The following is a 25,199-nucleotide window of genomic DNA, read 5'->3' on the forward strand; positions in this document are numbered from 1 at the left end:
GGGCGGTATCGCTGCCCTGCAACGATAATCGCACTACACACCCCATTCGGGCGTGTGGCCGGATAGCCTGCACTTGTCACCGTACGCGCGGGTGGAGGGCGGGCATCGTGGATCTGGAGGCGATAGCCGAGATCAGTCGGCTCAAGTACCGGTACGTGCGTGCCCTCGACACCAAGTCGTGGGTGGAATTCGCGGAGACCCTGCTGCCGGACGTGACGGCCACCTACGCCGAGCATCTGCGATTCGACTCGCGGGACGCGTTCGTGTCGTTCCTACAGGACACGCTCGGGCCGCACGTCATCACCGAGCACCACTGCGGGCACCCGGAGATCGACGTCCACGGCGACACCGCGACCGGCATCTGGTATCTATCCGACACCGTCGTGGTGCCGGGCGACCAGATGTTGATGCACGGCGCGGCGTTCTATCAGGACCGCTACGCCCGGGACGCCGCCGGGCGGTGGAGGATCGCGCACACCTCGTACGAGCGCACCTACGAGTCGGTGTACTCACTCGCCGACGTGCCCAGTTTCCGGCTCACCTCCAACCGATGGGCCCTCATCGGGTCGCCGCAGCCGGGGGTGTCCGGGGTGGCCCCGTGACCGACTTCCCGGCCGCCGGCGCCCTGCCCTACCTCACGGTGCGCGGGGCGCGGGAGGCCATCGAGTGGTACCGGAAGGCCTTCGGTGCCGAGCTCCTGGGCGAGCCGATCGTGATGGACGACGGCCGCATCGGGCATGCGGAGCTGCGGCTGCCGACGGGGATGATCTACCTGGCCGAGGAATTCCCCGAGATGGGCCTGACGGCGCCCGAATCCGGGGCGACATCGGTCAGTCTCATGCTCCCGGTCGACGACACGGACGCGGTCCTCGAGCGTGCCCACGACGCGGGCGGCTCCGTCGAGCGCTGGATCTCGGAGAACTACGGCCGGCGCAATGCGACGCTCGTCGACCCGTTCGGGCATCGCTGGATGCTCTCGGGCCCGGCGAAGGGCGGCGCCGCTCGATAGGGTCGGTCGGTGACCGTCCCGCCCCGCGCCGAGTTCCCCGACACCCGCGGTTGGATCCGCGCGATTCCGGGCGCGTCGGCTTCGCCGCCGGGCAGTGGCCTGCCGCCGCCCGGCGATCGGGCCCTACCCGCGGATCCCGTCGCGCTGTTCGTGTCGTGGCTCGAGGAGGCGGTGGCCGCGGGCGTGGTCGAACCGCACGTCGCGACGCTGTCGACGGTCGACGTGTCGGGCCGTCCGGATGCCCGGACGCTGCTGCTCGAGGACGTCACCGAACGCGGGTGGTGGTTCTCGGGTGACGCGCGGTCACCGAAGGGCCGCCAGCTCGATGCTCATCCCGCCGCGGCCCTGACCTTCTACTGGCGGGAACAGGGGCGTCAGGTGCGGGTGCGCGGACACGTCGAACCCGGAGACGACGAGGTGAGCGCCCGTGATTTCCGCGACCGGTCCGCCACGGCGCGGGCGGTGGCCGCGGCCAGTCGACAGAGCGAGATCCTCGCCGACGTCGCAGAGTACGACGCCGCCGTCCGGGCCGCGGAATCGGAGATGGAGGGCGACCGATCGTTCGTTTCGGCAACCTGGCAGGCTTGGTGTCTGGTTCCGGCGACAGTCGAGTTCTGGCACGCAGATCCGGGCCGACGGCACCTGCGTGTCCGCTACCGGCGCCTCCTTCCCCCGGAGGGGTCCGGCTGGCGCTCCGACGCGTTGTGGCCGTGAACAGTTCGACAGGAAGGGAGATGCGATGACGTCGTTCATCCAGACCCATGTGCACGGAAACGTCGCAGAGATCGTGCTCGATCGCCCCAAGGCTCTCAACGCCTTGGACAGCAGCATGATTCGCGACATGTATGCCGCGTTGACCCGATGGCGCGACGACGATGCGATCACCGCGGTGTTGGTCACCAGCGCATCGGAGCGCGCCTTCTGCGCGGGCGGCGACATCAAGTCCGTCCGCCAGTCCGCGCTCGATCGCGATCACAACGCGGTTCACGCGTTCTTCGAGACCGAGTACCAGCTCAACGCGCTCATCGCGAACTACCCCAAGCCGTACGTCGCGCTGATCGACGGCCACGCGATGGGCGGCGGACTCGGCATCTCGGTGCACGGTTCGGTGCGCGTGGTCACGGAGAAGGCCGCCCTCGCGATGCCCGAGACGGCCATCGGCTTCTTCCCGGACATCGGTGCCAGCTACTTCCTGCCCCGGCTGACCGGTGCCACGGGTATGTACCTGGGCCTGACCGGGGCCCGCGCGTCCGCGGCCGACGCGGTCTTCTCCGGCCTGGCCACCCACTTCGTGCCGAGCGACAAGCTCGGTGCGCTCGCCGACGACCTCCGCGCGGCGAGCAGCGCGGCGGACGTGGATGCGGTGCTGTCGCGGCACACCACCGAGGCACCTGCGTCGGACCTCGAGGACCAGCTGGCCGAGATCGACCGGGTCTTCGGTTCGGGCACCATCACCGACATGGTGGCGCGCCTGACCGGCGACGACGAGTGGACCAAGCAGACCCGTGAGGCCCTCACGACGCTCGCACCCAGCAGCCTGTGGATCACCGCGGAGCTGGTGCGCCGCGGCGCGGACCTGAGCCTGCGGCAGTGCCTCGACCTCGAGCTGGTGCTCGGGGCCGAGGTGACCCGCAACGCCGACTTCATCGAGGGCGTGCGGGCGGTCCTGGTCGACAAGGATCGCAATCCGTCGTGGAATCCGCCGTCGATCGACGACATCGACGCCGAGGCGATCGAGGCGTTGTTCACCGAGATCACCGCCGATCTGGCGGAGTAGCCACGGTCAGACGGTTCGGGGCAGCTCGAGCCGTAGCCTGGTGCCGCCGAGCGGACTGTCGGTCAGCTCGGCGGTGCCGCCGTGCAGCGACGCCTGCTGCGCGATGAGCGCCAGTCCCAACCCGGAACCGTCCGGGTGTGCGGACGAACCGCGCGCAAAGCGATCGAAGACGGTCGTCCGCTCGTGTTCCGGGACGCCGATGCCGTTGTCGTCGATCGTGACCGTGATCCGGCGCGAGTCCCGGCCGATCCCGATCTCGACGCGGTCGGCGAGACCGTGGCGAGCCGCGTTGGTGACGGCGTTCTCGAGGACCATGCGCAGTCCCGACGGCAGCCCGCGCATCGGCAGCGTCGGCGGTGCGTCCAGTTCCACGACCACGCCGGGGAGGCGACGCGTCGACTCCTGCACGCAACGGTCCGCGACCTCCACCAGGTCGAGGTCCTCGTGGTCGGCGACGTCGGAGAGTTCGCCCACCGCGAGGCTCTCCAGATCCGTCAGCGTCGCCTCGATCTGGCGTTCGGTCGCGCGCAGTTCGGCGAGGATCTCGGTGCGTTGCGCGTCGGAGAGGGGCATGGTGGCGAGCACCTCGAGGTCGGTGCGCATCGACGTCAGCGGCGTGCGCAGCTCGTGCGCCGAGACTGCCGCGAAGTCGCGCGCCGAACCGAGAGCCGACCGGGTCCTGTTCTGCGCCTTGCTGATCCGATCGAGCATGAGCGTGATCGCCTCGGCCAGGTCCTCCGCCTCGCGGGACCCGCGAATGTGGGGCAGCGGCGACGGTAGGTCGTCGCGGACGTCGTGGGTGGCGGCGGCGAGGCGCTGCAGCGGCCGGACCGCTCGTCCGGCGAGCAACCAGCCCAGCCCGGCGGCGACCGCGATCGCGACGACCGCGGCCCCGGCGACCTGCCACTGCTGTTCCCGGATGGCGCGGCCGAGCGCATCCTCCGGAACGGACACCGCAATCACCTGACCGAGAGTGCCGGCGATCGTGACGTCCTTCGCCCGCACCGCGGCGCCGTCGATCATGGTCGTGCGGACCGGCTCCGACACGGCGGCCGCCGAATAGCGATCGAGCGCGGCGATCTCGGGGGATCCGGCCGGAACGTCGGTCGGCACGGCGGTATCGGCGGCGACGCTCAGCGACACCGAATCGAGGGTGCGGTCGAGTTGCTCCGAGCTGTTGACTCGCAGGAAGACCACGAATGCCACCCCGATCGCGGCGATCACGATCGTCGCGGCCAGGGCGGAGACGAGCGCGACCCGGGCACGCAGCGAGAGTGAGCGCCGCCGCGGGATCACGGCTTCTCCCGCAACACGAAGCCGACCCCTCGCACGGTGTGCAGTACGCGTGGCCTTCCGCCTGCCTCCAACTTTCTCCTCAGATACGTCACGAAGACGTCGACGACGTTGGTGTCGGCGTCGAAGTCGTAGCCCCACACCAGTTCCAGGAGGCGCACCCGGCTGAGCACGATGCCGGCGTTCTCGGCGAGAACCTCGAGCAGATCGAACTCCCGCTTGGTCAGTTCGATCCGTTCGCCGCTCATGTGGACGCGGCGGCCCGGCAGGTCGACCTCGAGCGGACCCACCGTGACGGTTCCGGCCGGCGCCGGCCTACGCGGCGCCCGGCGCAGCAGGGCGCGCAGGCGGGCCACCAGTTCGCCCAGCTCGAACGGCTTGGTGAGGTAGTCGTCGGCGCCGGCCTCGAGTCCCGCGATCCGGTCGCCGACCGTGCTGCGCGCGCTGAGTACGCAGATCGGTACGTCGTTGCCCATCGCGCGCAGGGCGGTGACGACGCTCACCCCGTCGAGGACGGGCATGTTCACATCGAGCACGATCGCATCCGGGCGGGCTCCCGCGACGGCCCGCAGCGCGGAGGCCCCGTCCTCGGCGGTCTCGAGTTCGAAACCGGAGAGTCGGAGCCCCCGCGTGAGGGAGGACAGGACCTTGGGGTCGTCGTCGACGAGCAGGATGCGGGCACGATCGGTCACCGCATCCATAGTGCCCGTGTCCCCGGGGTGCTCAGCAGGCCTGCGCGGTGACCGTGGTCGCCGCGACGGGATCGGTTGCCGTCATCTCGCCGTCCGCGGGTGCGGCGTCCGTCTCGACGGCCGCGGTGGTGGCGGTGGCCATCGAGAACGAGACGGTCGACGACTCACCCGTCTCGGAGACCGTCTCCGACTCCTTCGTGACGATCCCACCGTCGCGCAGCGTCTGCAGTTCCGCGTCCGTCAGCGGCGTCACCGTGAGGCCGCAGACGGCTCCGTCGGGGGAGGTCGTGGCGGCGGGGACGACGGACACAGCCGGTGCGGCGGCCCCCGTCATGGCGACGGCCACCGGCGAACCACCCGGGATGGCGTTCTGCGCCCACGCGACGCCGGGCACTGCGAGGGCTCCGGCGGCTGCAATGCTCGCGGCGGCGACCGCCACGCGGTGGCGGGTGACGAAGGTCTTGTTCATGTGCGGCCTCCTGGCTCGGTGGCGGTGCCCCGGTGGCACCGACACCGGCCAAGTTATGGGCACGACTATCGGTCCCCGTTAGCGAACTGTTAGGGGTTGGTGAGGGTCGCCGCTAGCCGTTGAACTCGGCCGGGTGCGGCCCGGTCCGCCCGTCGCGATCCAGGGCGTCGACTTCCGCCAGCTCGGCGGGAGAGAGTTCGAAGCCGAGGATGTCGAGGTTTTCCCGGATGCGCGACGGCGTCACCGACTTCGGGATGATGATGCGCCCCTGCTGCAGGTGCCACCGGAGGACGACCTGGGCGGGTGTCCGCTCGTGGGCAGCCGCGATCCGCGCGATCGCCGCATCGTCGAGGACCGCGCCCTGCGCCAGCGGACTCCACGCTTCGGTGGCGATGCCGTGGGCATCGGCGAACTCGACGACGTCGCGCTGCTGCAGCGCCGGATGCAGCTCGATCTGGTTGACGGCGGGGACGATCGAGCCGGCGTCGAGTACCCGTCGCAGGTGCTCGGGCAGGAAGTTGGAGACGCCGATCGCTCGAACGCGCCCGTCCGCGTACAGCTTCTCGAGCGCACGCCAGGAATCGACGTATCGATCGTGTGCGGGTGCGGGCCAGTGGATCAGATACAGGTCGAGGTAGTCGAGGCCGAGCCGGTCCAGGCTCGCGTCGAAGCCCGCGAGAGTGGCGTCGTAGCCCTGGTCGGTGTTCCACAACTTGGACGTCACGAACAACTCGTCACGCGCGATACCGGAGGCGGCCAACGCTTTTCCGGTACCGGACTCGTTTCCGTAGACAGCCGCGGTGTCGATCGAACGGTATCCGGCGTCGAGCGCAGCGGTCACCGCCGCCGTCGTCTCGTCGTCGGGAACCTGGAAGACGCCGAAGCCGATCTGCGGCATCGTGACGCCGTTGTTCAGGGTGATGCTGGGAACGGTGGACATGATTCTCCTCGGGTGTGGGTGAAGGTCGGTCGGTTGGGGACGGTCAGACACCGGCGAGGTCGCCGGTGCGGGGTGCGAGTTCGGCTCCGGTGCGGAAGTTCGCCTTTCGGGCCGCGAGTGCCATGACAGCGACGGCGGCCAGGGTGATGGCGGCTCCGGCCCAGATCGGTGAGGTGTAACCGAGACCCGCCGAGATGGTGACGCCACCGATCCAGGCGCCGAACGCGTTGCCCGCGTTGAAGGCGCCGATGTTGGCGCCGGACGCGAGAGTGGGAGCCTCGCTGGCGTACTTCATGACGCGCATCTGCAGTCCGGGCACGGTCGCGAAGCCGAAGATGCCCATCAGCAGCAGGGACACGACCGCCATCACGGCACTCGCAGCGGTCAGCGCGAAGACGGCGAGGACGACGGTCAACACGGACAGCGCCGCCAGGAGGGTGGCGTCGACGTTGCGATCGGCAGCCTTGCCGCCCAGTGTGTTTCCGATGAACAGGCCCACACCGAACACCATGAGCAGCCACGGCACCGTCGCGCTGCCGAAGCCGCTGACCGACGTGAGCGTGAACGCGATGTACGTGAAGGCGCCGAACATTCCGCCGTAGCCGAGGACCGTGATGGCGATCGAGGCCCACACCTGGCCGGAGCGGAAGGCTCGCAGTTCGCCGCGTAGCCCGGTGGTTCCTGCGGTGCCGCGCTCGGTGACGGGGACCAGTGCGAGGATGCCGACAAGGGCGACGACGCCGATCGCGCTGATCGCCCAGAACGTCGAACGCCAACCCGCGGCCTGTCCCAACAGCGTCCCGAAGGGGACGCCGAGGACGTTCGCCGCGGTCAGTCCGGTGAACATGATCGCGATCGCTCCGGCCTTCTTGTTCGGCGCAACCATGTCGGCGGCCACGACGGCGCCGATACCGAAGAAGGCCCCGTGGCACAGTGCTGCGACGACGCGGCCGAGCAGCATCATCGAGAAGTCGGGGGCGAGCGCCGAGAGCGTGTTCCCGACGACGAACAGGACCATCAGTCCCGCGAGCACGGGTTTGCGGGGGAGGCGGGTGACCGCCGCGGTGAGCAGGAGGGCGCCGACGACGACACTGAGGGCGTAGCCGGAGATCAGCCAGCCCGCGGTGGCCTCGCTGACGGCGAAGTCGGCGGAGACTTCGGGCAGGAGGCCCATGATGACGAACTCGGTCAATCCGATGCCGAACCCGCCGAGGGCGAGGGCTATCAGGCCTATGGGCATGTGGAGTGCTCCTAGAAGCATGGTGAGAGCAGATGGGGCGCGTAAGCTGTTATTTGCAGGCGCTGCATAAATAGTTGCACGAGTAGATATGCCGCGCAAGCAACTATCGACGGATGTAAGGCTCGTCACCGGGAAAGGGGCGTCGTGGGCATCAGGGACGATGCGGTCGAGATCAGGTCGCAGGGGTGGCGGACGCTCGCTGCGCTACACGGTCTGATCGAGTCCGAGCTCGAGCGATCGCTGCAGGCGGAGGCCAAACTGTCGGTCGTGGAATACACGGTGATGGACGCCCTGAGCAGGCAGGACGGCTGGCACATGCGCATGCAGCAGCTCGCTCGTGCGGCGGCGCTCAGTGCCAGCGCCACGACCCGCCTGGTGAATCGACTCGAGGACCGGGGCCTGCTGACCCGAATCCTGTGTGCGGACGACCGGCGCGGGATCTACACCGAACTCACACCGGCCGGGCGCGCGCTGCTCGAGGAGGCGCGGCCGGTCCACGACGCGACGCTCGAGCGCGCGCTCGCCGAGGCGCGAGAGGTACCCGAACTGGCACCCCTCGTCGAAGCGCTGCCCCTGCTGCACACCGCGTCGTAGGGGCGCTGCGGCTACCCGCCGATCTGCAGTGTCGCGGCGAGTTCGCGCAGTGCGGGCAGCGGATCTCCCGCCATCGGCAGCACCTGGATCGCGACGTGGTCGGCGCCGGCGTCGAGGTGTGCGGTGAGCCGCGGGGCGATCGCGGCCGAGTCCCCGTGCGCGACGAGGGCATCGATGACGCGGTCGCTGCCGCCGTTGTCGAGTTCCTCGGTCGGGAAACCGAGCCGCTCGAGGTTGCGCCGGTAGTTCCGCAGATGCAGGTAGGGGTTCTCGACGGCCTCGCGACCGGTCGCACGGGCGGCGTCCGCGTCGGTGCTCAGCACCACCTTCTGCTCGGGGGCGAGCAGTGCGTCGGGGCCGACGATCTCTCGTGCCTGCCGGGTGTGCTCGGGCGTCGTCAGATAGGGGTGGGCGCCGGCGGTGCGGTCGGCCGCGAGCTTCAGGACCTTGGGGCCGAGCGCGGCCAGGACGCGCCGGTTCTTCGGGACGCCCGCGTCGTCGAGGACGTCGAGGTAGCGGACGAGGGCGTCGTACGGCTTCTCGGCGCCCATGCCGGGCACCTCGGGATGTCCGACGCCGATGCCGAGGACGAAGCGTCCGGGATGACGGGATTCGATGCGCTGATAGGACTGCGCGATCTCGTCGGCCGGGGCCGAGAAGATGTTCACGATGCCGGTCGCGACGGTGATCGTCTCGGTGCCGGCGATGAGGTCCTCGATGACCTGCAGGTCGGCGGGAGGTGACCCACCGGCCCAGATCGCGCCGTATCCGAGCCGTTCGATTTCGGCGCCTACCTCCGGTTGGAGGCCGAAGGCGTGTCGCCACACGCCGAACTTTCCGTACGAAGGGGTATCTGTCGTGTCATGTGTGACCGCTGCCATACCGGTTCCAACCGGACCGGTCGGTGGATCATTCCGCCGCGACCGCTGTCGACTGCTGCGCCGACTGTCGCTGGATGCGTAGCCACACCGCGAAGCCCCACAGCACGAAGCCCGCGTACACGAGGTACAGCAGCGCCGACGGGTAGTAGCCGCCGCTGAAGAGCAGCGGGACGCCGACGGCGTCGACGCCGATCCAGATCAGCCAGAACTCGGTCCAGCCGCGTGCCATGCCGTACGTCGCGAGGATCGAGCCGGTGAAGATCCAGGCATCGGGCCACGGGCCCCACGAGCCGAGCATCTCGAACACCTTCGCGAACGCGACGGTGCCGATCGCCATCGTCGCGATCATCCCGATCCGCGCGCGGGTGGACGCCCAGTGCGGCAGCACCGCCTTGCCGGAGTCGTGCCGCGACTGCAGCCAGCGCATCCAGCCGTACACGCTCACGGTGATGAACAGGAGCTGACGGCCCGCCTGCCCGTACAGGTCGAGGTTCTGCGGGGTGTGGAACAGCGCGCCCATGAACACCGTGAACAGCAGCGCGTTGCCGATGATGCCTACCGGCCACGCCCACACGACGCGCTTCATCCCGCCGATCGCCGACGCGATACCGAACGCGTTCCCGATGATCTCGCGCCACAGGATCGTGGCGCCGCCGATGTGCAGTTCGGCGTCGAACAGGTTCTGCAGCAGACTCACTGATCGCCTGCGGCGACCAGCGGTTCGAGTGTCAGCTCCGGCATCTCCTTCTGGATGTACTGCAGCCGCCACTTGTCGCTGAACAGGGCCAGCAGGACGCCGTCGGTGCGGGTGAAGACCTCGACGCCGCGCTGTCGGCCCAGCTCGACGGCCGACTCGGCGTCGGTGCGGCGGCACAGCGCGTAGCCGAGCGGTTCCATCCGGGCTTCGACGTTGAACTCGGCCTTCATGCGGGCCGCGACCACCTCGAACTGCATGGGGCCGACGGCCGCCATGACCGGGGACGCGTCGCCGCGAATGTCGTTGCGCAGGATCTGCACGACACCCTCGGACTCGAGCTGGTCGACGGCGCGACGGAACTGCTTGTACTTGCTGGCGCTCTCGGCGCGCAGCACCGAGAAGTGCTCGGGTGCGAACGACGGGATCGGCGGGAATTCCACCTTCTTGTCGGTGAACAGCGTGTGGCCGGGCGCGAGGGCGTTGGCGTTGACGAGGCCGACGATGTCGCCGGGGTACGCGTTCTCGACCGTGTTGCGGTCGCGGCCGAACACCGTCAGCGCGTACTTGGTGGCGAACGGCTTGCCGGTCTGTGCGTGTGTGACGACCATGCCGCGCTCGAACACGCCGGAGACGACGCGCATGAACGCCAGGCGGTCGCGGTGCGCGGTGTCCATGCCGGCCTGCACCTTGAACACCACGGCACTGAACGGATCGGTGACCTCGCGCGGCTTCTCGGCGATGTCCTTGCGGGCCCCCGGCGGGGGCGCGAGCGCGACGAGTGTGTCGAGGATCTGGCGGACACCGAAGTTGAGCATCGCGGATGCGAAGATCACCGGCGACGTCTGTCCGGCCAGGAACATCTCCTGATCGTGGTCCTGACCGCTTGCCGAGAGCAGCTCGCTCTCCTCGGCCGCGGTCACCCACTCGTCGCCCTCACGCTCGAGGGCGGCGTCGGCGTCCATGACCTCCTCCGGGGCGATCCGCGCGCCGCCCGCGGTGCGGGTGAAGCGGATGTACTCGCTCGGAGCACCGTCCTCGCCGCGGCGCAGGAGGCCGCGGAAGTCACCGGCGATGCCGACGGGCCAGTACAGCGGGGTGGGGGTGAGTCCGATGCGCTCGTCGATCTCGTCGAGCAGCTCGAGAGGGGTGCGGCCCGGACGGTCCCACTTGTTGATCACGGTGATGACCGGGATGCCGCGGTGGCGGCACACCTGGAACAGCTTGAGGGTCTGCGGCTCGAGGCCCTTCGCGGCGTCGATGAGCATGACGGCGGCGTCGACCGCGGTGAGGACGCGGTAGGTGTCCTCGGAGAAATCGGAGTGGCCCGGAGTATCGACGAGGTTGACGACGTTGATCTGGTCCTCGGGAGTCTCGTCCGAGTGGTAGTTGAACTGGAGAGCCGTCGAGGACACCGAGATGCCGCGGGCCTTCTCCATCTCCATCCAGTCGGAGACCGTCGACTTGCGGCCGGCCTTGCCGTGCACCGCGCCCGCCTCCGAGATCATCTTCGCGTGCAGCGCGAGGGCCTCGGTCAACGTCGACTTACCGGCGTCGGGATGGGAGATGACGGCGAACGTCCGTCGTCGGTCCGCCTCGTTCGCGAGGTTCTTGGGTGCAGTGGTCGACGCCTTCTCGGCGGTGGTGATCTCGGCCGAGTCGGGCGCGCTGGTCAACTGGGAACCTCTCGGATCGGAATAGGGGCCGCTACCAGGGTACTCGGGGCGTTCGCCGGAGTAACAGGTCGGCACCGCTTCCGGATATACGTGTCGGAGATCGGTCGTGCCGTCGTAGTGTCCGCACAGGACCGGCAGGAGCTTGCAGGAGCTTCCATGAGTATGTTCACCGACGAGATGTACGCCACGGCCGCGACCAGTTCGCAGGCACTGATCACGGGTGAACCGGACGCCCCGCTTCGCCAGACGTGGGGCGAGGTCCACAGCGTCGCCCGTCGCATGGCCGGCGCGCTCGCGGAGTCCGGGATCGGTCCCGGCGCGGCAATCGGTGTCCTCGCGGGCATGCCCGTCGACATCGCGCCAGCCTGCCAGGCGATCTGGATGCGCGGCGGGTCGGTGACGATGCTGCACCAGCCCACCCCGCGTACGGACCTGCTGGTGTGGGCGCAGGACACCGAGGCGATCATCCGAATGATCTCCGCCGCGGCCGTCATCGTGGGCGCACCGTTCGAGGCGGCCGTCCCGCTGCTTCTCGAGCGCGGCATCGAGGTCGTGACGATCGAGACGATGCGCGACGGCGACGACATCGACCCCGTCGAGACCGACGAGTCCGATATCGCGTTGCAGCAGTTGACCTCCGGATCCACCGGATCGCCCAAAGCCGTGCAACTGACGCACGGAAACTTCTACGCCAACGCGTACGCGATGATCGACCGCGTCAAGTTCAGTCCCGAGCGCGACGTGATGATCAGCTGGCTGCCACTGTTCCACGACATGGGGATGATCGGGTTCCTCACCGTCCCGATGCAGATCGGCGCCACCACCGTCCACATCACTCCGCTCGACTTCCTCCGGACGCCGTTGCTGTGGGCGGAGCTGATGGGCAAGTACCGCGGAACTGTCACCGCAGCACCGAACTTCGCGTACTCGCTGCTTGCCCGGCGGCTCGCGCAGGCGCCGGCGGGGGAGTACGACCTGTCGTCGATGCGGGTCCTGCTCAACGGTGCCGAGCCGGTCGACCCGGACACGATGGTCGCGCTCGCCGAGGCGGGCGCCCGGTTCGGCCTGGACCCACTCGCACTGGCCCCGACGTACGGGATGGCCGAGGTGACCCTCGCGGTCTCGGTGCCCGAACCGGGGCAGGGTCTGATCGTCGACCGGGTGGACCCGGATCTGCTCGAGGCCGGCGGCCTCGCGGTTCGTTCCAGTCGTGCCAACGCGCGTGCGTTGGCGACGCTCGGACCACTCGTGCCGGGGCTCGAAGGGCGGGTGGTGGCGCGGGACGGGCTGGAGCTGCCGCGGCGTGCCGTGGGTGTGATCGAGTTGCGCGGTAAGGCCGTCACCCCCGGCTATCTCACGATCGACGGGCCGGTAGCGACTCAGGACGCGGACGGCTGGATCAACACCGGCGACATCGGCTACTTCACCGAGGACGGACTCGTCGTCGTGTGTGGCCGCGCCAAGGACGTCATCATCATGGGCGGCCGCAACATCTATCCCACCGACATCGAACGTGCCGCCGGATCCGTTGCCGGAGTGCGCCCCGGCAACGCCGTCGCGATCCGCCTCGACGCCGGCGACAAGCGTGAGAGTTTCGCAGTTGCCGTGGAGACCAACGCAATCGACGACGCCGACGAGGTCAAGCGGATCGAACGCGAGGTGGCGCACGCGGTCGTCGCCGAGGTCGGCGTCCGGCCCCGCACCGTCGCCGTCCTCGGCCCGGGCTCACTGCCCAAGACGTCCTCGGGCAAGCTGCGGCGGTCGAGTTCGATCGGGCTGCTCTGATCTCTCAGGCCGCGGCCCACAGTGGCTCGACGGTCCGGTCGGCGATCGACCGGCGCGTCTCGGCGGGGATCTGGGACTCGTACGCGCGTCGGACTGCCACGGCCAATCGACCCGCGGTCTCGTTCAACAGGTGACCGTCGTGTCCACGCACCCAGGTGAATCGCACTTTCCGACCGACCAGCGAGCGCCGGATCCGGTCCGCCACCGCTGTCGCCTCGCCATCTCGGGGCAGCGGTCGATCGGGATACGTGATCCCGAGGTACTGGAGGGCGGCCTGGCTGTCGGTGAGGATGTGCAACCGACGGCCGGTGAACCGGTCGACCGCGAGTTCGGTGGCGAGCAGTTCGCCCGCCACCGCGCTCTTGATGTTCGGCAGCATCTTCTGGTGCCGATCACCTTCCTTGCTCACGCAGGCCACGCCGACTGCCCGACGGCGTGACTTGGAAGCGTCGGTGGCGACGACAAGGTCCGGCAGGGCGGCGATCTGTTCGCATTCGCGGGCCGCGGCCACTGCTTGACGGTCGAGGTTGTCCGCATCCAGGACGTCGAGCGCCGCGAGCGACAGTTGCACGACCGCACCGCGGGCCACGCCGGCCATCGTCACCGAAGGGAACGCTCCGACCACGGCCACGATCTCGCTGCGCAGCTTGTTGTCGGTGACGTGCAGGAGGATCGGCTCCGACACGGCCACCGAGATCTCCAGGATCAGAGCGAACGCGTCGAGACCTGCACCGTAGAAGGACGCGTCGCTCGCATCGTCGTACGTGAAGAGTCGGCTCTCGGTGTCTCCGGCCGTACGCCACGTGGCAACCGCGCGTACCAGTTGGACTCGGTTGCGCTGGTTTCGTCGGATGTGGATGACTGCGAGCAACGGCACTTCTTCGCATCGGCCGGCTGAACGGCCATCACGATGCACCAGGGGTGTGACAGTTCGGTTCCCGCCGGGATCGGCGAGCCGATCGGCCTCCACTTCGGTCCGGATACAGGCGGCGAACGACGAGTTCGTGGCGCGGGCCCGGGCCGGTCACGTGGCGTCTCTCGCGGGCGACGCCGACGTGGAATCACCACCCGAGTGGATCGCCGTTTCGGATTCCGCGATTCTGTCGGTGGCTCGCCTTATAGTCGAAACTATGTTCGATACGGGGGTGTTGACGGTGAGCGCGAGCGAGGGGTCGACCGCGGCGCTCGTCGCCCGCCATGCGCGGATCGCGTGCGAACAGTTCCTCGAAATCGACCTGGTGACAGACTTGTTCGTCATGCGTTGCGACGAGGACGCGCGGGCGGGCCGCAACGAGGCTCATCACGGGGAGTTCGCTCACGTCGAGATTGCTGGGCTCCTCGGGCTCACCGAGACCGCGGCCCAGCGGATGATCGGCCTCGGCTGCGATCTGCGCTGGCGACTGCATCAGGTGCGGGCCGCCTTTGCCTCCGGTCGGATCGATCTCGCGAAGGCACACGCGTTCTCCGAGGCGCTCGCGAACGTCTCCGACGACGCGCTCGCCGACATCGAGCGCCGACTGCTGGACGGTGCGGAACGCGTCAGCACCACCCGACTCAAGGATCGGGCCCGACGCCTCATCGCGCGTCTCGATCCGGAGGGCGCCCGCGAACGCCGCCGCCGCGCCGTCGCGGATCGGGATGTGCGAGTCGTTGCGCGTGACGATGCCATGACTCAGGTCGACGGCCTGCTTCCGGCGGAAGGCGGCCAGATCCTCGCGGGCAGGTTACGGGCGATGAGTTTCGACGTGTGTGCCCGAGATCCCCGTACGTACCCGCAACGCCGGGCCGATGCGCTGGTGGCTCTCGCCGCCGGCCACACACACCTCGAATGCCGGTGCGGGCTCGACAACTGCACCGCGCGAGCCGATCTCGGCTCTGCCGGGACGTCCGGCGTGACCGTACAGGTGCATGTCGGGGTGAACGCGTCCACTCTGCTCGGTCTCGACGACGCACCCGGCTACCTGTCCGGCTACGGTCCGATCGACGCGGACCTGGCACGTGAACTGGCCGCGGACGCCACGTGGAAGCAGGTTCTGACGCTGCCGGACGCCGATCGGGCCGCGTCCGACACCGAGGCCGGATCGGTTCTCGGCATCGGGCGAGGCCACCCGTCGCCCCGGACATCTCCCGTGGATGTCGCGTCGCGAACTCGGAAACGATTGCAGGAAAAGGCGTATCGGCCCAACGCTCAGCTCGTGGAGATCGTGCGAACCCGGGACGGCGCGTGCCGCTTTCCGAATTGCGGAGTCCAAGCCAGGGCGTGCGACCTCGACCACACGATTCCGTTCGACCACGACGACCCGGCTCGCGGTGGGCTCACCACCGAAACGAACCTGGCCTGTCTGTGCCGAAAACACCATCGGCTCAAGACTCTCGGCTATTGGGCCGTCCGCCAGATCGGTCGTGGACGGTTGGAATGGTCCGATCCCACCGGCCGCATCACAGTCACGGAACCCCAGGGCATGTTCGCCGACGGGTCGAGCGGTGAAGACCTTCGTACAGGCGTCCACGGTGAACTGCTCGCGCGGCTCACCGACAGTCGGGCCCTCGCGAAGCTCAACTATTCGGCGGCGGAACTCGACCTCGACTATCTCCTCGAGAGCCGGATCCCGCCCCGGCAACGCCGACGTCGTGGGTACACGCCGCGGCACAGCGACACGGCTGCCACCACGCACACGGCGGTTGCGGCCGCGGAAGATCCGCCGTTCTGAGGACGGAAACCCAGATCGCTCAGTGTGGTCAACGCTCAGTGTCGCAATGGCTCAGCGGCGCAGCTCTGCGTGCGAGCCTTCAGTGCAGCCGGTTCTGCGCCGCCTCGAGTCCGAGCTGCAGCACCAGTTCCACGGCGTCCGCGGCTTCCTCGCAGACGAGGTCGAGCTCCTTGCGTTCGACGGTCGAGAACGGCTTGAGCACGTAGTCGGCGGGATCCTGCCGACCCGGCGGGCGGCCGATACCGACGCGGGTGCGCAGGTAGTCCTTGGTGCCGAGGGACTGAGAGATCGAGCGGAGGCCGTTGTGGCCGCCCTCTCCGCCGCCCTGCTTGAGCCGGACTGTGCCGAAGTCGAGGTCGAGTTCGTCGTGGATGACGACGATGTTCTCGGGCTTCACGGAGAAGAAGCGGGCGAGCCCGGACACCGCGCCGCCCGAAAGGTTCATGTACGAGCGGGGCTTGGCGAGGATCACCTGCCGACCGACCAGCCGGGTCTGCACGATCTCCGCGCCACTGCGCTTGTGGGCGCTGAACTTGCCGCTCACTCGCCCGGCGAGGACGTCGGCCACCATGAAGCCGATGTTGTGGCGGGTCTTCTCGTACTGCGGTCCCGGATTGCCCAGGCCGACGACCACTGCGGTGCCGGTGTCGTCACTCACTGCTCGGGAGTCCTTTCGATGCGACGGTGCTCATACGACCGTGCCTATAGAACAGCGGCGCGTCGAACCCGAACGGGATCGACGCGCCGCTGGATGTTCAGCGCGGAGCTGATCAGGCCTCGGCCTCGGCCTCGGTCTCCTCGCCGGCGGCGGGCTCGGCAGCCTGAGCGGCAACGACGTTCACGAGCAGCAGCTCGGCGTCGTCGGCCAGGGTGGCGCCCTTGGGCAGCGCGACCGCGCCGGCCAGGAACTGGGTGCCGACCTCGGCGCCCTCGACCGAGATCTCGACGGACTCGGGGATGTTCAGAGCGTCGACCTCGAGCTTGATCGTGGTGGTCTCCTCGGTGACCAGCGCGCCCGGAGCGGCGTTACCGGTGACGACGATCGGGACCTCGACCGCAACCTTCTCGCCCTTCTTGACGATGAGGAGGTCGGCGTGCTCGATGTGGCGACGGATCGGGTGGACGACGATCGACTTGGTCAGCGCCAGCTGATCCTTGCCGTCGATGTCCAGGTTGATGACGACGTTGGTGCCGTGCGCGCGCAGGACGGCGGCGAACTCGCGAGCCGGGAGGTTCAGGTGCTGCGGGTCGGTGCCGTGGCCGTACAGGACAGCGGGGACCTGGCCGTCGCGGCGGGCACGGCGGGCAGCGCCCTTGCCGAACTCGGAACGAACAGAGGCTACGAGGCGATTGTCGTCAGACATGTGAAACGGCTCCTACAACTCACGTGAGATATTCGTTGACGGTCGTTCGTCGCGACGAGGGGCGGACAGACACGAACGGCCGGAGCAAACTGCTCTATCGAAGCCGTGCCGCGTCGATCACGGTGATTCAGCGCGTTACGCGAATCGCCCTCGCCGAGACAACTTGATGCAGTCTACCGGATGGCTGAACGGAAGAGAATCGGGCCCGGTCGACGCGCACGTGCGTCGACCGGGCCCGATTCGGACTACCGCTGTATGTCAGGCCTTGGCGGCGCTGATGCCGGCGCGACGGCCGAAGAAGCTGCCGTCGCCGAGCGACGTGCCCGACGCGTAGCCGCCGGCGCAGACGCCGGAGGTGCAGCGGCCGGCCGCGAACAGGCCGGGGATCGGTTCACCGGAGACGTGCAGCACCTCGGAGTCGGTGTTGGTGCGCAGGCCACCGAGCGTGAAGCCGCCGGTCATACCGCGCAGGTCGATGGCGGCGACGGGGGAGCCGATCGGCTTGACCCACTCCGTCTTCTTGCCGAACAGCGGATCCTCACCGTTCTCGGCGTGCCGGTTGAAGACGTCGACGGTCGCCTGCAGGGTGCCCGCGGGCAGCCCCATCTCGGCTTCGAGCTCCTCGACGGTCTCGGCGACCCACTTGGGCTGGTGACGCAGCTGCGGGCTCGACGTCGGGCGGGTCATGCCCTCCTCGTACGCGGCCTCGTCGATCACGAGGAACGCCTCGTTGTGGTTCTCGTACAGCGTCGCCTGGCCGACGCGGCCCGGGTAGGTGTCCTCGTTGATGTAGCGCTGGCCGCGGCCGTTGACGAGGATGCCGCGAATGAACAGCTGGGGGTCGCAGAAGAATGCGACCTCGGCGGCGTCCATGTGCGCGAGATCCGCACCGAGAGCCTGCGCCATGCGGATGGCGCGACCGTCGTGCTCCTCGATCGAGGCGGCCGGCCGGTTGACCATCTTCGGCGCGAACGACTCGAGCATCTGGTTGTTGTAGGCGAAGCTACCGGTCGCGAGGACGACGCCCTTGCGGGCGCGGACGGCGACATCCTTGCCGTACTGCTTGGCCTGCACGCCGACGACCCGTCCGTCGGCGTCGACGATCAGGGTCTGCACCCGCATGTCGTATGCGGAGCGCACGCCGAGTTCGGCGGCCTTGTCGGTGAGCGGCTTCATGAGCATGTAGCCGCCGCCCTTCTCGGTGCTGACGTGCTTGTCCTGCATCTGCGGGACGTGTCCGCGCGGCGCGGGCGGGATGGATGCGTTGAACGGTGCCGCGTTCTCGCCGCCCGTGTACTGCAGGCCGTCGTCGCCCGGCGGCTCCCAGCCCGGCTCGCCCCAGAAGGACATCTTGAACGGGACGCCACACTCGTCGACGAGCCAGTGGTAGTGGTCGACGCTGCCCTCGCAGTAGGCGTCGATCTTGGCCTCGTCGGTGCCCGGGCCCAGCGCGGCCTTCATGAAGGCCTTCATGTTGTCGACGGTGTCCTCGAAGCCGCACGCCTTCTGCAGCGGAGTGCCGCCGCCCATGTAGATGAAGCCGCCGGCCATCGCCGCGGCACCACCCCAGCCGCCGGTGCGCTCGAGCACCAGGACGTCGGCGCCGTTCTGCGCAGCGCCGACGGCGGCGGATGCACCCGCGACGCCGAATCCGGCGACGACGACGTCGGCTTCGTAAGCCCATTCGGTGATGTGATCTGCGGGAATCGGGCGAATCGGTGTGGCCTCGGCCATAGGTCGTTCCTCTCACAAACGTGACAAACAAAGGTGTGACACAAATCATCTACACGCCCCGAAAGGGTGGTGTCACACAGTTCCCGCACAGCGGGAACGAACTTCGCGGTTTGTGAACTCGGCGCAGGCGCGCGGTGTGGCGATCCACCGAGAGGTCGCCACACCGCAGGTGCGTCAGCCGTTCGAATTCCCTGGCTCGCCGTCCCCGCCGTTCTCGGTGCCCGAGCCGTCGTCGGGTGTCGTCTCGTCCTCCGGGTCGTTGTCGCCCGGCGTTTCGCCCGGGTTCTCAGCTTCCTCCTTCGGCTTCTCCGGATCCTCGGCAGGAGTCTCCGGGGCGGCCGGAGCGTCGCCGCCGCCTGGCGCGGGCGCGGGCGCCGGAGCCGGGGCTGCGGGCGCGGGAGCCGGTGCCTGGGCATTGCCGCCGCCGGCGTTACCCGCCGCCGGGCGAGCGCCGCCCCCGGTTCCGGTTCCAGTGCCGGAACCTGCCGGTGCGCCGTCCGCGTCGGCGGATGCGCTGGACGGCGCCGCGGTGGTGGAGCTCGGCGCGGTCGTCGTCGAGGACGGCGCGGTGGTTGTCGTCTCGGCGGTCGTGTCGCTGTCGTCGTTGCAGCCGGCCAGCAGCAGCGCGGACGCAAAGATGCCCGCCCCGAGAACGGCAGCCTTGGTACGTCGCATAACTCGATTCCTCCCCATTGATTGGTACATGCCGGACAATGGATACCATCCGGTTGGTTGGGAAGATGTGAGCTTTGCGAAGGGTTTGTCCGAATTGTTACTCGCGGGTCAGTTGCCCGACGGCCTCGGCGAACCGTGACAGGTCGCCGTCGGAGACGAAGTAGTGGGGCGACGCCCGGACGACGGCGTCGAGCCCGCGAGCACTCATGTCGAGCAGCGTCGACGACCGTCCGCTGACGGTCACCGTTATCCGGCTGTCCGCCAAGCGGTCCCGAATGCTCGACGGTTCCGTGCCGTCGATCGTGAACGTCACGATGCCGCAGCGGTCGGTGCCGAGATCGTGGAGCCGCACACCTGGCAGCGCGCCCAGCTCGCTCCGAATCCGGTCGGCTCCGGTCGCGATTGCCCGCGCCGCGTAGTCGACCCCGATGCTCAGGAGGTAGTCGACCGCAACACCCAGCCCGAGTCGAGCGGCGACGTCGCACTCCCACAGTTCGAAGCGTGACGCGTCGGCGGCCGGTAGGTACTCGTCGGGCGACAACCACTGCGCCCCGTGGAGGTCCATCGCCATGGGCTTCAGTTCGCGGGCGAGATCGCCCCGGATATAGAGGAATCCTGTGCCGCGCGGTCCGCGCAGCCACTTGCGTCCGGTTGCGGAGAGGGCGTCGACCCCGAGCTCGCCGACATCGATGGGGAGCTGGCCCACCGATTGGCAGGCGTCGAGCAGGACCAGTGCCCCGTGCCGGTGCGCGAGGTCGACCACCTCGCGCACCGGATTGATCAGCCCACCGTTGGTGGGGACGTGAACGAGCGATACGAGCGTGACGCGGTCGTCGATCATCCGTTCGAGGGCGTCCAGATCGATGCGTCCGGTGGGGTCGCTGGGGACCACCTCGACGACGGCCCCGGTCTCCTTCGCGCGGTGCAGGGCGGTGATCGCATTGCTCGCGTACTCCACCTGCGAGAGCAACACCCGATCGCCCGGACGCAACGGAATCGACGTGAAGAAGTCGCACCACGCGCGGGTGGCGCTGTCGACGAGAGCGATCTCCGGCGCCGTGGCCCCGATCAGCTGCGCGATCGACGTCCGCACGGCCGTGAGGTCGTCTGCCCGTTCGGCGGCCGCGACATAACCGCCGACCTCGGCTTCGCGGCGGAGATGCCCGATCACAGTTGCGAGCACCGGCTGCGGAGGCAGCGACGAGCCCGCGCTGTCGAGAAACACCCTTTCCAGACAACCCGGTGTGTCGAGCCGGAGGCGTTCGAGATCGAGCATCGGCTATTCCTCCCGATCGGTAGCCACGACAGGGAGTCGGCTCTACCCTCGAGAAGGACGTTCGACCGCTCCCGAGGGGAGGATGGCATGGTTGTCGCAGTCGAGTCCACCGGTTTCACCTCGCGCCCAGCGGCCGAGTCCTACGTCGGCGGAGTCTGCTTCAAGCTGGGTCCGCCGAGGCTGATCGGTGCCGAACTGGAATGGCTCACCCACCACGACAGATCCCCGTCCGACCGACCCGACCTCACCTCCATCGCCGCAGCTCTCGGGCCTCACGCCCCGAAGTCTCTCGACCCCGGATCTCCTGCCCGCCCGCTTCCTTCGGGCAGTCTCGTCACCGTCGAACCCGGCGGTCAGATCGAACTCTCCAGCGCGCCCCACGACAGTGCCGTCCGGCTGTGCGAGGCGCTCGCTTCCGACGAACGCACCCTGCGCGCGCTGCTCGCCACCCGTTCCATCACCGCGCACGCGCATGCGGCCGATTCCCGGCGCACCGCGCGGCGCCTGCTCCAGATGCCGCGGTACCGCGCGATGGAGGAGCGCTTCGAGGAGATCGGTCCGTTCGGCAAGCTCATGATGTGCAACACCGCCGCCGTACAGGTGAGCGTCGACGCCGGTGCGGATGTCGCCGACGTCGCCCGTCGCTGGAACCTGCTGCAGGCCGCCGGGCCGGCCCTGATCGCCGCGTTCGCGTGCTCACCGCGGCTACGGGGAATTCCGCCGGGGGACTGGGCGTCGCAGCGGATGCGGACCTGGTTCGAACTCGATCGGTCACGCACGATCGGCCCACCCGAATCGGCGGCGTCGTCGGCCGATCCGATCGCCGATTACGCGCGCTGGGTACTCGACGTCCCGCTGCTGTGTGTGCGCCGTGACGGGCCGTGCTGGACGGCTCCGCCCGGCGCGACCTTCGCGGACTGGGTCGACGGCGCGCTCGACGACGAGATCGGCCGGCGCCCGACGCCCGACGATCTGGACTACCACCTGACGACGGTGTTCCCCGCGGTGCGGGCGGTCGGCCACCTCGAGGTGCGGTACTTCGACACCCAACCGGACGATCAGTGGCGCAGCCCGATCGCCGCGCTCGAAGCCCTCCTGGCGACGGGCGAGGCGGTGGACGCGGCCACCGCGGTCGCCGCGGACACGCGGGAACGGTGGATCGATGCGGCCCGGCAGGGCCTCGCGGACGGCGAGTTGCGTCGTGCGGCAGCCGAATTGCTGGAACTTGCGGCCGACTTCGCGGCGGATCGCGGGCTGGCCGCAGGACTGGGGGCGGCATCGGCGCGCTGTCGGCGCGGCGAGAATCCTGTGGGGGAGAGGTTGTGACCGGTCTTCGGGAACAGTTGGAATCCGCGTTGCTGAGGGCCCGGCACCGCAGCCATGCGCTCACGGACTGCGTCGACGACGCGGACCTCGTCGCTCAGCATTCGCCACTGATGAGTCCGCTCGTGTGGGATCTCGCGCACATCGGTAACCAGGAGGAACTCTGGTTGATCCGCGACGTCGGGGGGCGCGACCCGGTCCGCCACGACATCGACGATCTGTACGACGCCTTCAAACATGCTCGATCCACCCGTCCGGCGCTGCCGCTGCTCGGTCCGGACGAGGCCCGCAAGTACGTCGGTCAGGTGCGCGACAAGATGTGGGACGTGTTGGACGCGAGCCGCTTCCGTGGACGAAAGCTCGAGCACGACGGGTTCGCCTTCGCGATGATCGCGCAGCACGAGCAGCAGCACGACGAGACGATGCTCGCCACCCATCAGCTGCGGAAGGGGCAGGCGTTGCTGACCGCGCCGGACGTCCCGAGGACGGCCGTTCCCGTCACCGATCGCGAGACCGTGATCCCGGCAGGCGAATTCACGATGGGCACGTCGGACGATCCGTGGGCGCTGGACAACGAGCGGCCCGCGCACCGGGTGTACGTCCCGGAGTTCGCGATCGACACGGTGCCGGTGAGCAACGCGGACTACGCGGAGTTCATCGACGACGGGGGATACCGGCGGCGTGAGTTGTGGAGTGAGCGGGGTTGGCTGCACCGTCGCGAATCGGATCTCGAGGCGCCACAGTTCTGGACCGGTGACGGCAGCGGTCGGTGGTGGCGGCACCGGTTCGGGGTACTCGAGCCGGTCCCGCTCGACGAACCCGTCATGCACGTGTGCTGGTTCGAGGCGGAGGCCTATGCCCGGTGGGCGGGCAAGCGGTTACCCACCGAGACCGAGTGGGAGAAGGCGGCACGCTGGCATCCCGCGAGTGGGCGGTCACGCCGTTTTCCCTGGGGCGACGAGGAACCCGACCGCACCCGGGCGAATCTGGGGCAACGCCATCTCGCGCCGGCAGCGGTGGGGTCGTACCCGGACGGCCGGTCTCCGCTGGGGGTGCGTCAGCTGATCGGGGACGTCTGGGAGTGGACGTCGTCGCGGTTCACCGGGTACCCGGGATTCGCAGCGTTCCCGTACCGCGAGTACTCGGAGGCGTTCTTCGGTGGCGACTATCGCGTACTGCGCGGCGGTTCGTTCGGCACCGATCCGGTGGCCTGCCGCGGGACGTTCCGCAATTGGGATCACCCCATCCGCCGGCAGATCTTCGCGGGCTTCCGCTGTGCCAGGGACGTGTGATGTGCCGGCATCTGGGCTACCTCGGGCCCACCCGGTCGGTGCGCGAGGTGATCGCGGCGGGAGAGTTCTCGTTGCTGCGGCAGTCGTGGTCGCCGCGGGACATGCGGGGCGGTGGCACCATCAACGCCGACGGCTACGGCGCCGCGTGGTGGGGGTCGACACTGTCCCGCTATCGGTGCGCGATGCCGATCTGGTCGGATCCCGCTCTCTCCGAGATGCTCTCGAAGGTCCGTTCGCATGCGGTGATGGCCGCCGTCCGTTCCGCGACCGTCGGCATGCCCGTCGAACGCAGTGCGTGTGCGCCGTTCGTCTCGGGGCACTGGGCCTTCAGCCACAACGGACGGATCGAGCAGTGGCCCGAGTCGATGACCGACGTCGCGGCGGGCCTGCCGATGCTCGACCTGCTGGGTCTCGAGGCCCCCACCGACTCGGCGCTGCTCTGGTTGCTGGTCCGGCACGCGCTGCGCGACAACAGTCCGGAGGTGGCGCTGATGCAGGTGACGGCCGCGGTCGCGGAGGCGGCGCCCGGGTCGCGGTTGAACATGCTGCTCGGTGACGGGAACCAACTGTGGGCGACCACGTGGGACCACTCGTTGTCGGCCCTGGTGGACGACGACCGGGCCGTGCTCAGTTCCGAACCCTTCGACCACAACCACCTCTGGAAGGAGATCCCGGACGGGCACATCGTCACCGCGCGGCCGGGGCACCTGATCGTCACGCCCCTGTGAGTGCCCCTGAGAACTGTGAGCACCCCTGAGAACTCGACTCGAGATCGACCACGGAGATGGGAGAGGTATGCGAGCACCGACCCTGGAAGTCCACATCACGCCGGAGCAGTTGAACGCAGCACTGCGGGCGGACGCCGAACGTGGGCTCACCGCGACGCCCAAGTGGCTGCCACCGAAGTGGTTCTACGACGCGCGCGGTAGCGAGCTGTTCGAACGCATCACACAGCTTCCGGAGTACTACCCGACTCGTACCGAGCGGGCACTGCTGGAGGAGCACGCGCGCGACATCGCTGCTGTCGCGATGCCGCAGATCCTCGTCGAGCTCGGCTCGGGTTCGTCGGAGAAGTCGCGCCTGCTGCTGCACGAGCTGGGCGCGCGGGGGACGCTGGAGAAGTACGTGCCGCAGGACGTGTCGGAGAGCGCGCTGCGCGACGCGACCCGGCGGATCTCGGTGGAGTTCCCGGAGATCGACGTCCACGGGGTGGTGGGGGACTTCACGGAATCGCTGCGGCACCTACCCGGCGGCGGCAGTCGGATGATCGCCTTCCTCGGCGGCACCCTCGGCAACCTCGTCCCCGACGAGCGGCGGGAGTTCCTCGCGGAGATCGCCGCGGTACTCGGGTCCGGGGAACACTTGTTGCTCGGTGTCGCGCTGGTGACCGATCCGCGGGTCCTGATCCCGGCGTACGACGACGCGGCCGGGGTCACTGCGCAGTTCGACCTCAACGTGTTGTCGGTGTTGAACAAACAGTTGGGTGCCGATTTCGATCTGGACGGCTTCCGTCACGTCGCCGTGTGGGATCCCGTCGACGAGTGGATCGAGATGCGGCTCGAGGCGACCGCCGACATGACCGTGCGCGTGGCGGACCTCGGGTTGACGGTCCGGTTCGCGGCCGGCGAGCAGATGCGGACCGAGATCTCGGCGAAGTTCCGGATGAGCGGGATCAGCGCGGAACTGGCCGCAGCAGGGTTCGAGGACGTCCAGACGTGGACGGACGACGACCAGCGTTTCGCCCTCGTGTGCGCGCGGCGCCGCTGACCGGCCC

25 protein-coding genes are annotated in these 25,199 nt (G+C 68.9%); 11 read left to right on the plus strand and 14 right to left on the minus strand.

Annotated features, from left to right (window positions below; translation table 11 throughout):
- The first annotated feature begins 107 nt into the window (after positions 1-107).
- The 4 genes from ABEU20_RS08850 to ABEU20_RS08865 are packed head-to-tail and all read left to right on the plus strand — an operon-like array spanning position 108 to position 2,786.
- Complete coding sequence (locus tag ABEU20_RS08850; RefSeq protein ID WP_420164049.1) at positions 108-602, plus strand: nuclear transport factor 2 family protein; 495 nt, start codon at positions 108-110, stop codon at positions 600-602.
- Complete coding sequence (locus ABEU20_RS08855; RefSeq protein ID WP_420164050.1) at positions 551-1,009, plus strand: VOC family protein; 459 nt, start codon at positions 551-553, stop codon at positions 1,007-1,009. The genes ABEU20_RS08850 and ABEU20_RS08855 overlap by 52 nt, the downstream gene beginning before the upstream one ends.
- A gap of 9 nt (positions 1,010-1,018) precedes the next feature.
- A complete protein-coding gene (locus ABEU20_RS08860; protein WP_420164051.1) occupies positions 1,019-1,723 on the plus strand; it encodes a pyridoxine/pyridoxamine 5'-phosphate oxidase in 705 nt (234 codons plus the stop codon).
- 25 nt (positions 1,724-1,748) lie between these two features.
- Positions 1,749-2,786 carry an enoyl-CoA hydratase/isomerase family protein gene (locus tag ABEU20_RS08865; protein WP_420164052.1) on the plus strand — a complete coding sequence of 346 codons (1,038 nt, stop codon included), beginning with the start codon at positions 1,749-1,751 and terminating at the stop codon, positions 2,784-2,786.
- A 6-nt stretch (positions 2,787-2,792) separates the two neighbouring features.
- Here the strand turns inward: ABEU20_RS08865 and ABEU20_RS08870 are convergent, their stop codons facing one another.
- The 5 genes from ABEU20_RS08870 to ABEU20_RS08890 all read right to left on the minus strand — a co-directional run bounded on the left by ABEU20_RS08870 (position 2,793) and on the right by ABEU20_RS08890 (position 7,420).
- Positions 2,793-4,082, minus strand: coding sequence for a sensor histidine kinase (locus tag ABEU20_RS08870; RefSeq protein ID WP_420164053.1), 1,290 nt, complete (start codon positions 4,080-4,082; stop codon positions 2,793-2,795).
- A complete protein-coding gene (locus tag ABEU20_RS08875; protein WP_420164054.1) occupies positions 4,079-4,780 on the minus strand; it encodes a response regulator transcription factor in 702 nt (233 codons plus the stop codon). The genes ABEU20_RS08870 and ABEU20_RS08875 overlap by 4 nt, the downstream gene beginning before the upstream one ends.
- 22 nt (positions 4,781-4,802) lie before the next feature.
- The gene (locus tag ABEU20_RS08880; protein WP_420164055.1) at positions 4,803-5,240 is read right to left on the minus strand and encodes a hypothetical protein; all 438 of its coding nucleotides are present in this window, start codon (positions 5,238-5,240) and stop codon (positions 4,803-4,805) included.
- Positions 5,241-5,352: 112 nt separating this feature from the next.
- A complete protein-coding gene (locus ABEU20_RS08885) occupies positions 5,353-6,180 on the minus strand; it encodes an aldo/keto reductase (protein WP_420164056.1) in 828 nt (275 codons plus the stop codon).
- A 43-nt stretch (positions 6,181-6,223) separates the two neighbouring features.
- Positions 6,224-7,420, minus strand: coding sequence for an MFS transporter (locus ABEU20_RS08890; RefSeq protein WP_420164057.1), 1,197 nt, complete (start codon positions 7,418-7,420; stop codon positions 6,224-6,226).
- 144 nt (positions 7,421-7,564) lie between these two features.
- On the opposite strand from ABEU20_RS08890, the gene ABEU20_RS08895 reads away from it, so the two are divergent.
- Positions 7,565-8,014 carry a MarR family winged helix-turn-helix transcriptional regulator gene (locus ABEU20_RS08895; RefSeq protein WP_420164058.1) on the plus strand — a complete coding sequence of 150 codons (450 nt, stop codon included), beginning with the start codon at positions 7,565-7,567 and terminating at the stop codon, positions 8,012-8,014.
- Positions 8,015-8,025: 11 nt separating this feature from the next.
- Here ABEU20_RS08895 and ABEU20_RS08900 read toward each other — a convergent pair whose 3' ends face one another.
- The 3 genes from ABEU20_RS08900 to ABEU20_RS08910 are packed head-to-tail and all read right to left on the minus strand — an operon-like array spanning position 8,026 to position 11,265.
- Complete coding sequence (locus ABEU20_RS08900; RefSeq protein ID WP_420164059.1) at positions 8,026-8,895, minus strand: LLM class F420-dependent oxidoreductase; 870 nt, start codon at positions 8,893-8,895, stop codon at positions 8,026-8,028.
- A 28-nt stretch (positions 8,896-8,923) separates the two neighbouring features.
- The gene (gene pnuC / locus ABEU20_RS08905) at positions 8,924-9,592 is read right to left on the minus strand and encodes a nicotinamide riboside transporter PnuC (protein WP_420164060.1); all 669 of its coding nucleotides are present in this window, start codon (positions 9,590-9,592) and stop codon (positions 8,924-8,926) included.
- Entirely contained in the window at positions 9,589-11,265 is a 1,677-nt protein-coding gene (locus tag ABEU20_RS08910; protein WP_420164061.1) for a peptide chain release factor 3, read from the minus strand. The genes pnuC and ABEU20_RS08910 overlap by 4 nt, the downstream gene beginning before the upstream one ends.
- 156 nt (positions 11,266-11,421) lie before the next feature.
- Here ABEU20_RS08910 and ABEU20_RS08915 point away from each other — a divergent pair, with 156 nt between their 5' ends.
- Positions 11,422-13,050 (plus strand): fatty acyl-AMP ligase, encoded by a 1,629-nt coding sequence (locus ABEU20_RS08915; RefSeq protein ID WP_420164062.1) that lies wholly within the window; start codon positions 11,422-11,424, stop codon positions 13,048-13,050.
- Between the two features lie 4 nt (positions 13,051-13,054).
- Here the strand turns inward: ABEU20_RS08915 and ABEU20_RS08920 are convergent, their stop codons facing one another.
- Entirely contained in the window at positions 13,055-13,921 is an 867-nt protein-coding gene (locus ABEU20_RS08920) for an RNase H family protein (RefSeq protein ID WP_420164063.1), read from the minus strand.
- 259 nt (positions 13,922-14,180) lie between these two features.
- Here ABEU20_RS08920 and ABEU20_RS08925 point away from each other — a divergent pair, with 259 nt between their 5' ends.
- Positions 14,181-15,761, plus strand: a complete 1,581-nt coding sequence (locus tag ABEU20_RS08925) for an HNH endonuclease signature motif containing protein (RefSeq protein ID WP_420164064.1) — start codon at positions 14,181-14,183, stop codon at positions 15,759-15,761.
- Between the two features lie 79 nt (positions 15,762-15,840).
- Here ABEU20_RS08925 and pth read toward each other — a convergent pair whose 3' ends face one another.
- From pth to ABEU20_RS08950, 5 genes are all read right to left on the minus strand, one after another.
- Entirely contained in the window at positions 15,841-16,419 is a 579-nt protein-coding gene (gene pth, locus ABEU20_RS08930) for an aminoacyl-tRNA hydrolase (RefSeq protein ID WP_420164065.1), read from the minus strand.
- A 112-nt stretch (positions 16,420-16,531) separates the two neighbouring features.
- Entirely contained in the window at positions 16,532-17,125 is a 594-nt protein-coding gene (locus ABEU20_RS08935; RefSeq protein ID WP_420164066.1) for a 50S ribosomal protein L25/general stress protein Ctc, read from the minus strand.
- A 258-nt stretch (positions 17,126-17,383) separates the two neighbouring features.
- Positions 17,384-18,859 (minus strand): FAD-dependent oxidoreductase, encoded by a 1,476-nt coding sequence (locus ABEU20_RS08940; protein WP_420164067.1) that lies wholly within the window; start codon positions 18,857-18,859, stop codon positions 17,384-17,386.
- A 174-nt stretch (positions 18,860-19,033) separates the two neighbouring features.
- Positions 19,034-19,534, minus strand: coding sequence for a hypothetical protein (locus ABEU20_RS08945; RefSeq protein ID WP_420164068.1), 501 nt, complete (start codon positions 19,532-19,534; stop codon positions 19,034-19,036).
- A gap of 97 nt (positions 19,535-19,631) precedes the next feature.
- Positions 19,632-20,810: an aminotransferase class V-fold PLP-dependent enzyme gene (locus ABEU20_RS08950; protein WP_420164069.1), complete on the minus strand. Its 1,179-nt coding sequence runs from the start codon at positions 20,808-20,810 to the stop codon at positions 19,632-19,634.
- Positions 20,811-20,897: 87 nt separating this feature from the next.
- On the opposite strand from ABEU20_RS08950, the gene egtA reads away from it, so the two are divergent.
- From egtA to egtD, 4 genes are all read left to right on the plus strand, one after another.
- Positions 20,898-22,136 carry an ergothioneine biosynthesis glutamate--cysteine ligase EgtA gene (gene egtA, locus ABEU20_RS08955; protein WP_420164070.1) on the plus strand — a complete coding sequence of 413 codons (1,239 nt, stop codon included), beginning with the start codon at positions 20,898-20,900 and terminating at the stop codon, positions 22,134-22,136.
- Positions 22,133-23,425, plus strand: a complete 1,293-nt coding sequence (egtB, locus tag ABEU20_RS08960) for an ergothioneine biosynthesis protein EgtB (RefSeq protein ID WP_420164071.1) — start codon at positions 22,133-22,135, stop codon at positions 23,423-23,425. Before egtA ends, egtB begins: the two co-directional genes overlap by 4 nt.
- Positions 23,425-24,153 (plus strand): ergothioneine biosynthesis protein EgtC, encoded by a 729-nt coding sequence (egtC, locus tag ABEU20_RS08965; protein ID WP_420164072.1) that lies wholly within the window; start codon positions 23,425-23,427, stop codon positions 24,151-24,153. Before egtB ends, egtC begins: the two co-directional genes overlap by 1 nt.
- Positions 24,154-24,220: 67 nt before the next feature.
- On the plus strand, positions 24,221-25,192 hold the full coding sequence (gene egtD / locus ABEU20_RS08970; protein WP_420164073.1) for an L-histidine N(alpha)-methyltransferase: 972 nt from the start codon (positions 24,221-24,223) through the stop codon (positions 25,190-25,192).
- Positions 25,193-25,199: the final 7 nt, after the last annotated feature.

Origin of the sequence: Rhodococcus parequi (assembly GCF_046042785.1) — a bacterium.
Taxonomy (GTDB): Bacteria; Actinomycetota; Actinomycetes; order Mycobacteriales; family Mycobacteriaceae; genus Prescottella; species Prescottella parequi.

Bases quoted from the DNA above. Each gene is read 5' to 3' on its own strand.
- egtC (WP_420164072.1), top strand. From the start codon at position 23,425: ATGTGCCGGCATCTGGGCTACCTCGGGCCCACCCGGTCGGTGCGCGAG.
- ABEU20_RS08880 (WP_420164055.1), bottom strand. From the start codon at position 5,240: ATGAACAAGACCTTCGTCACCCGCCACCGCGTGGCGGTCGCCGCCGCG.
- ABEU20_RS08950 (WP_420164069.1), bottom strand. From the start codon at position 20,810: ATGCTCGATCTCGAACGCCTCCGGCTCGACACACCGGGTTGTCTGGAA.
- ABEU20_RS08935 (WP_420164066.1), bottom strand. From the start codon at position 17,125: ATGTCTGACGACAATCGCCTCGTAGCCTCTGTTCGTTCCGAGTTCGGC.
- ABEU20_RS08885 (WP_420164056.1), bottom strand. From the start codon at position 6,180: ATGTCCACCGTTCCCAGCATCACCCTGAACAACGGCGTCACGATGCCG.
- ABEU20_RS08865 (WP_420164052.1), top strand. From the start codon at position 1,749: ATGACGTCGTTCATCCAGACCCATGTGCACGGAAACGTCGCAGAGATC.
- egtD (WP_420164073.1), top strand. From the start codon at position 24,221: ATGCGAGCACCGACCCTGGAAGTCCACATCACGCCGGAGCAGTTGAAC.
- ABEU20_RS08945 (WP_420164068.1), bottom strand. From the start codon at position 19,534: ATGCGACGTACCAAGGCTGCCGTTCTCGGGGCGGGCATCTTTGCGTCC.
- ABEU20_RS08940 (WP_420164067.1), bottom strand. From the start codon at position 18,859: ATGGCCGAGGCCACACCGATTCGCCCGATTCCCGCAGATCACATCACC.
- ABEU20_RS08875 (WP_420164054.1), bottom strand. From the start codon at position 4,780: ATGGATGCGGTGACCGATCGTGCCCGCATCCTGCTCGTCGACGACGAC.
- ABEU20_RS08915 (WP_420164062.1), top strand. From the start codon at position 11,422: ATGAGTATGTTCACCGACGAGATGTACGCCACGGCCGCGACCAGTTCG.
- ABEU20_RS08900 (WP_420164059.1), bottom strand. From the start codon at position 8,895: ATGGCAGCGGTCACACATGACACGACAGATACCCCTTCGTACGGAAAG.
- ABEU20_RS08855 (WP_420164050.1), top strand. From the start codon at position 551: ATGGGCCCTCATCGGGTCGCCGCAGCCGGGGGTGTCCGGGGTGGCCCC.
- egtA (WP_420164070.1), top strand. From the start codon at position 20,898: ATGGTTGTCGCAGTCGAGTCCACCGGTTTCACCTCGCGCCCAGCGGCC.
- ABEU20_RS08925 (WP_420164064.1), top strand. From the start codon at position 14,181: ATGTTCGATACGGGGGTGTTGACGGTGAGCGCGAGCGAGGGGTCGACC.
- ABEU20_RS08890 (WP_420164057.1), bottom strand. From the start codon at position 7,420: ATGCCCATAGGCCTGATAGCCCTCGCCCTCGGCGGGTTCGGCATCGGA.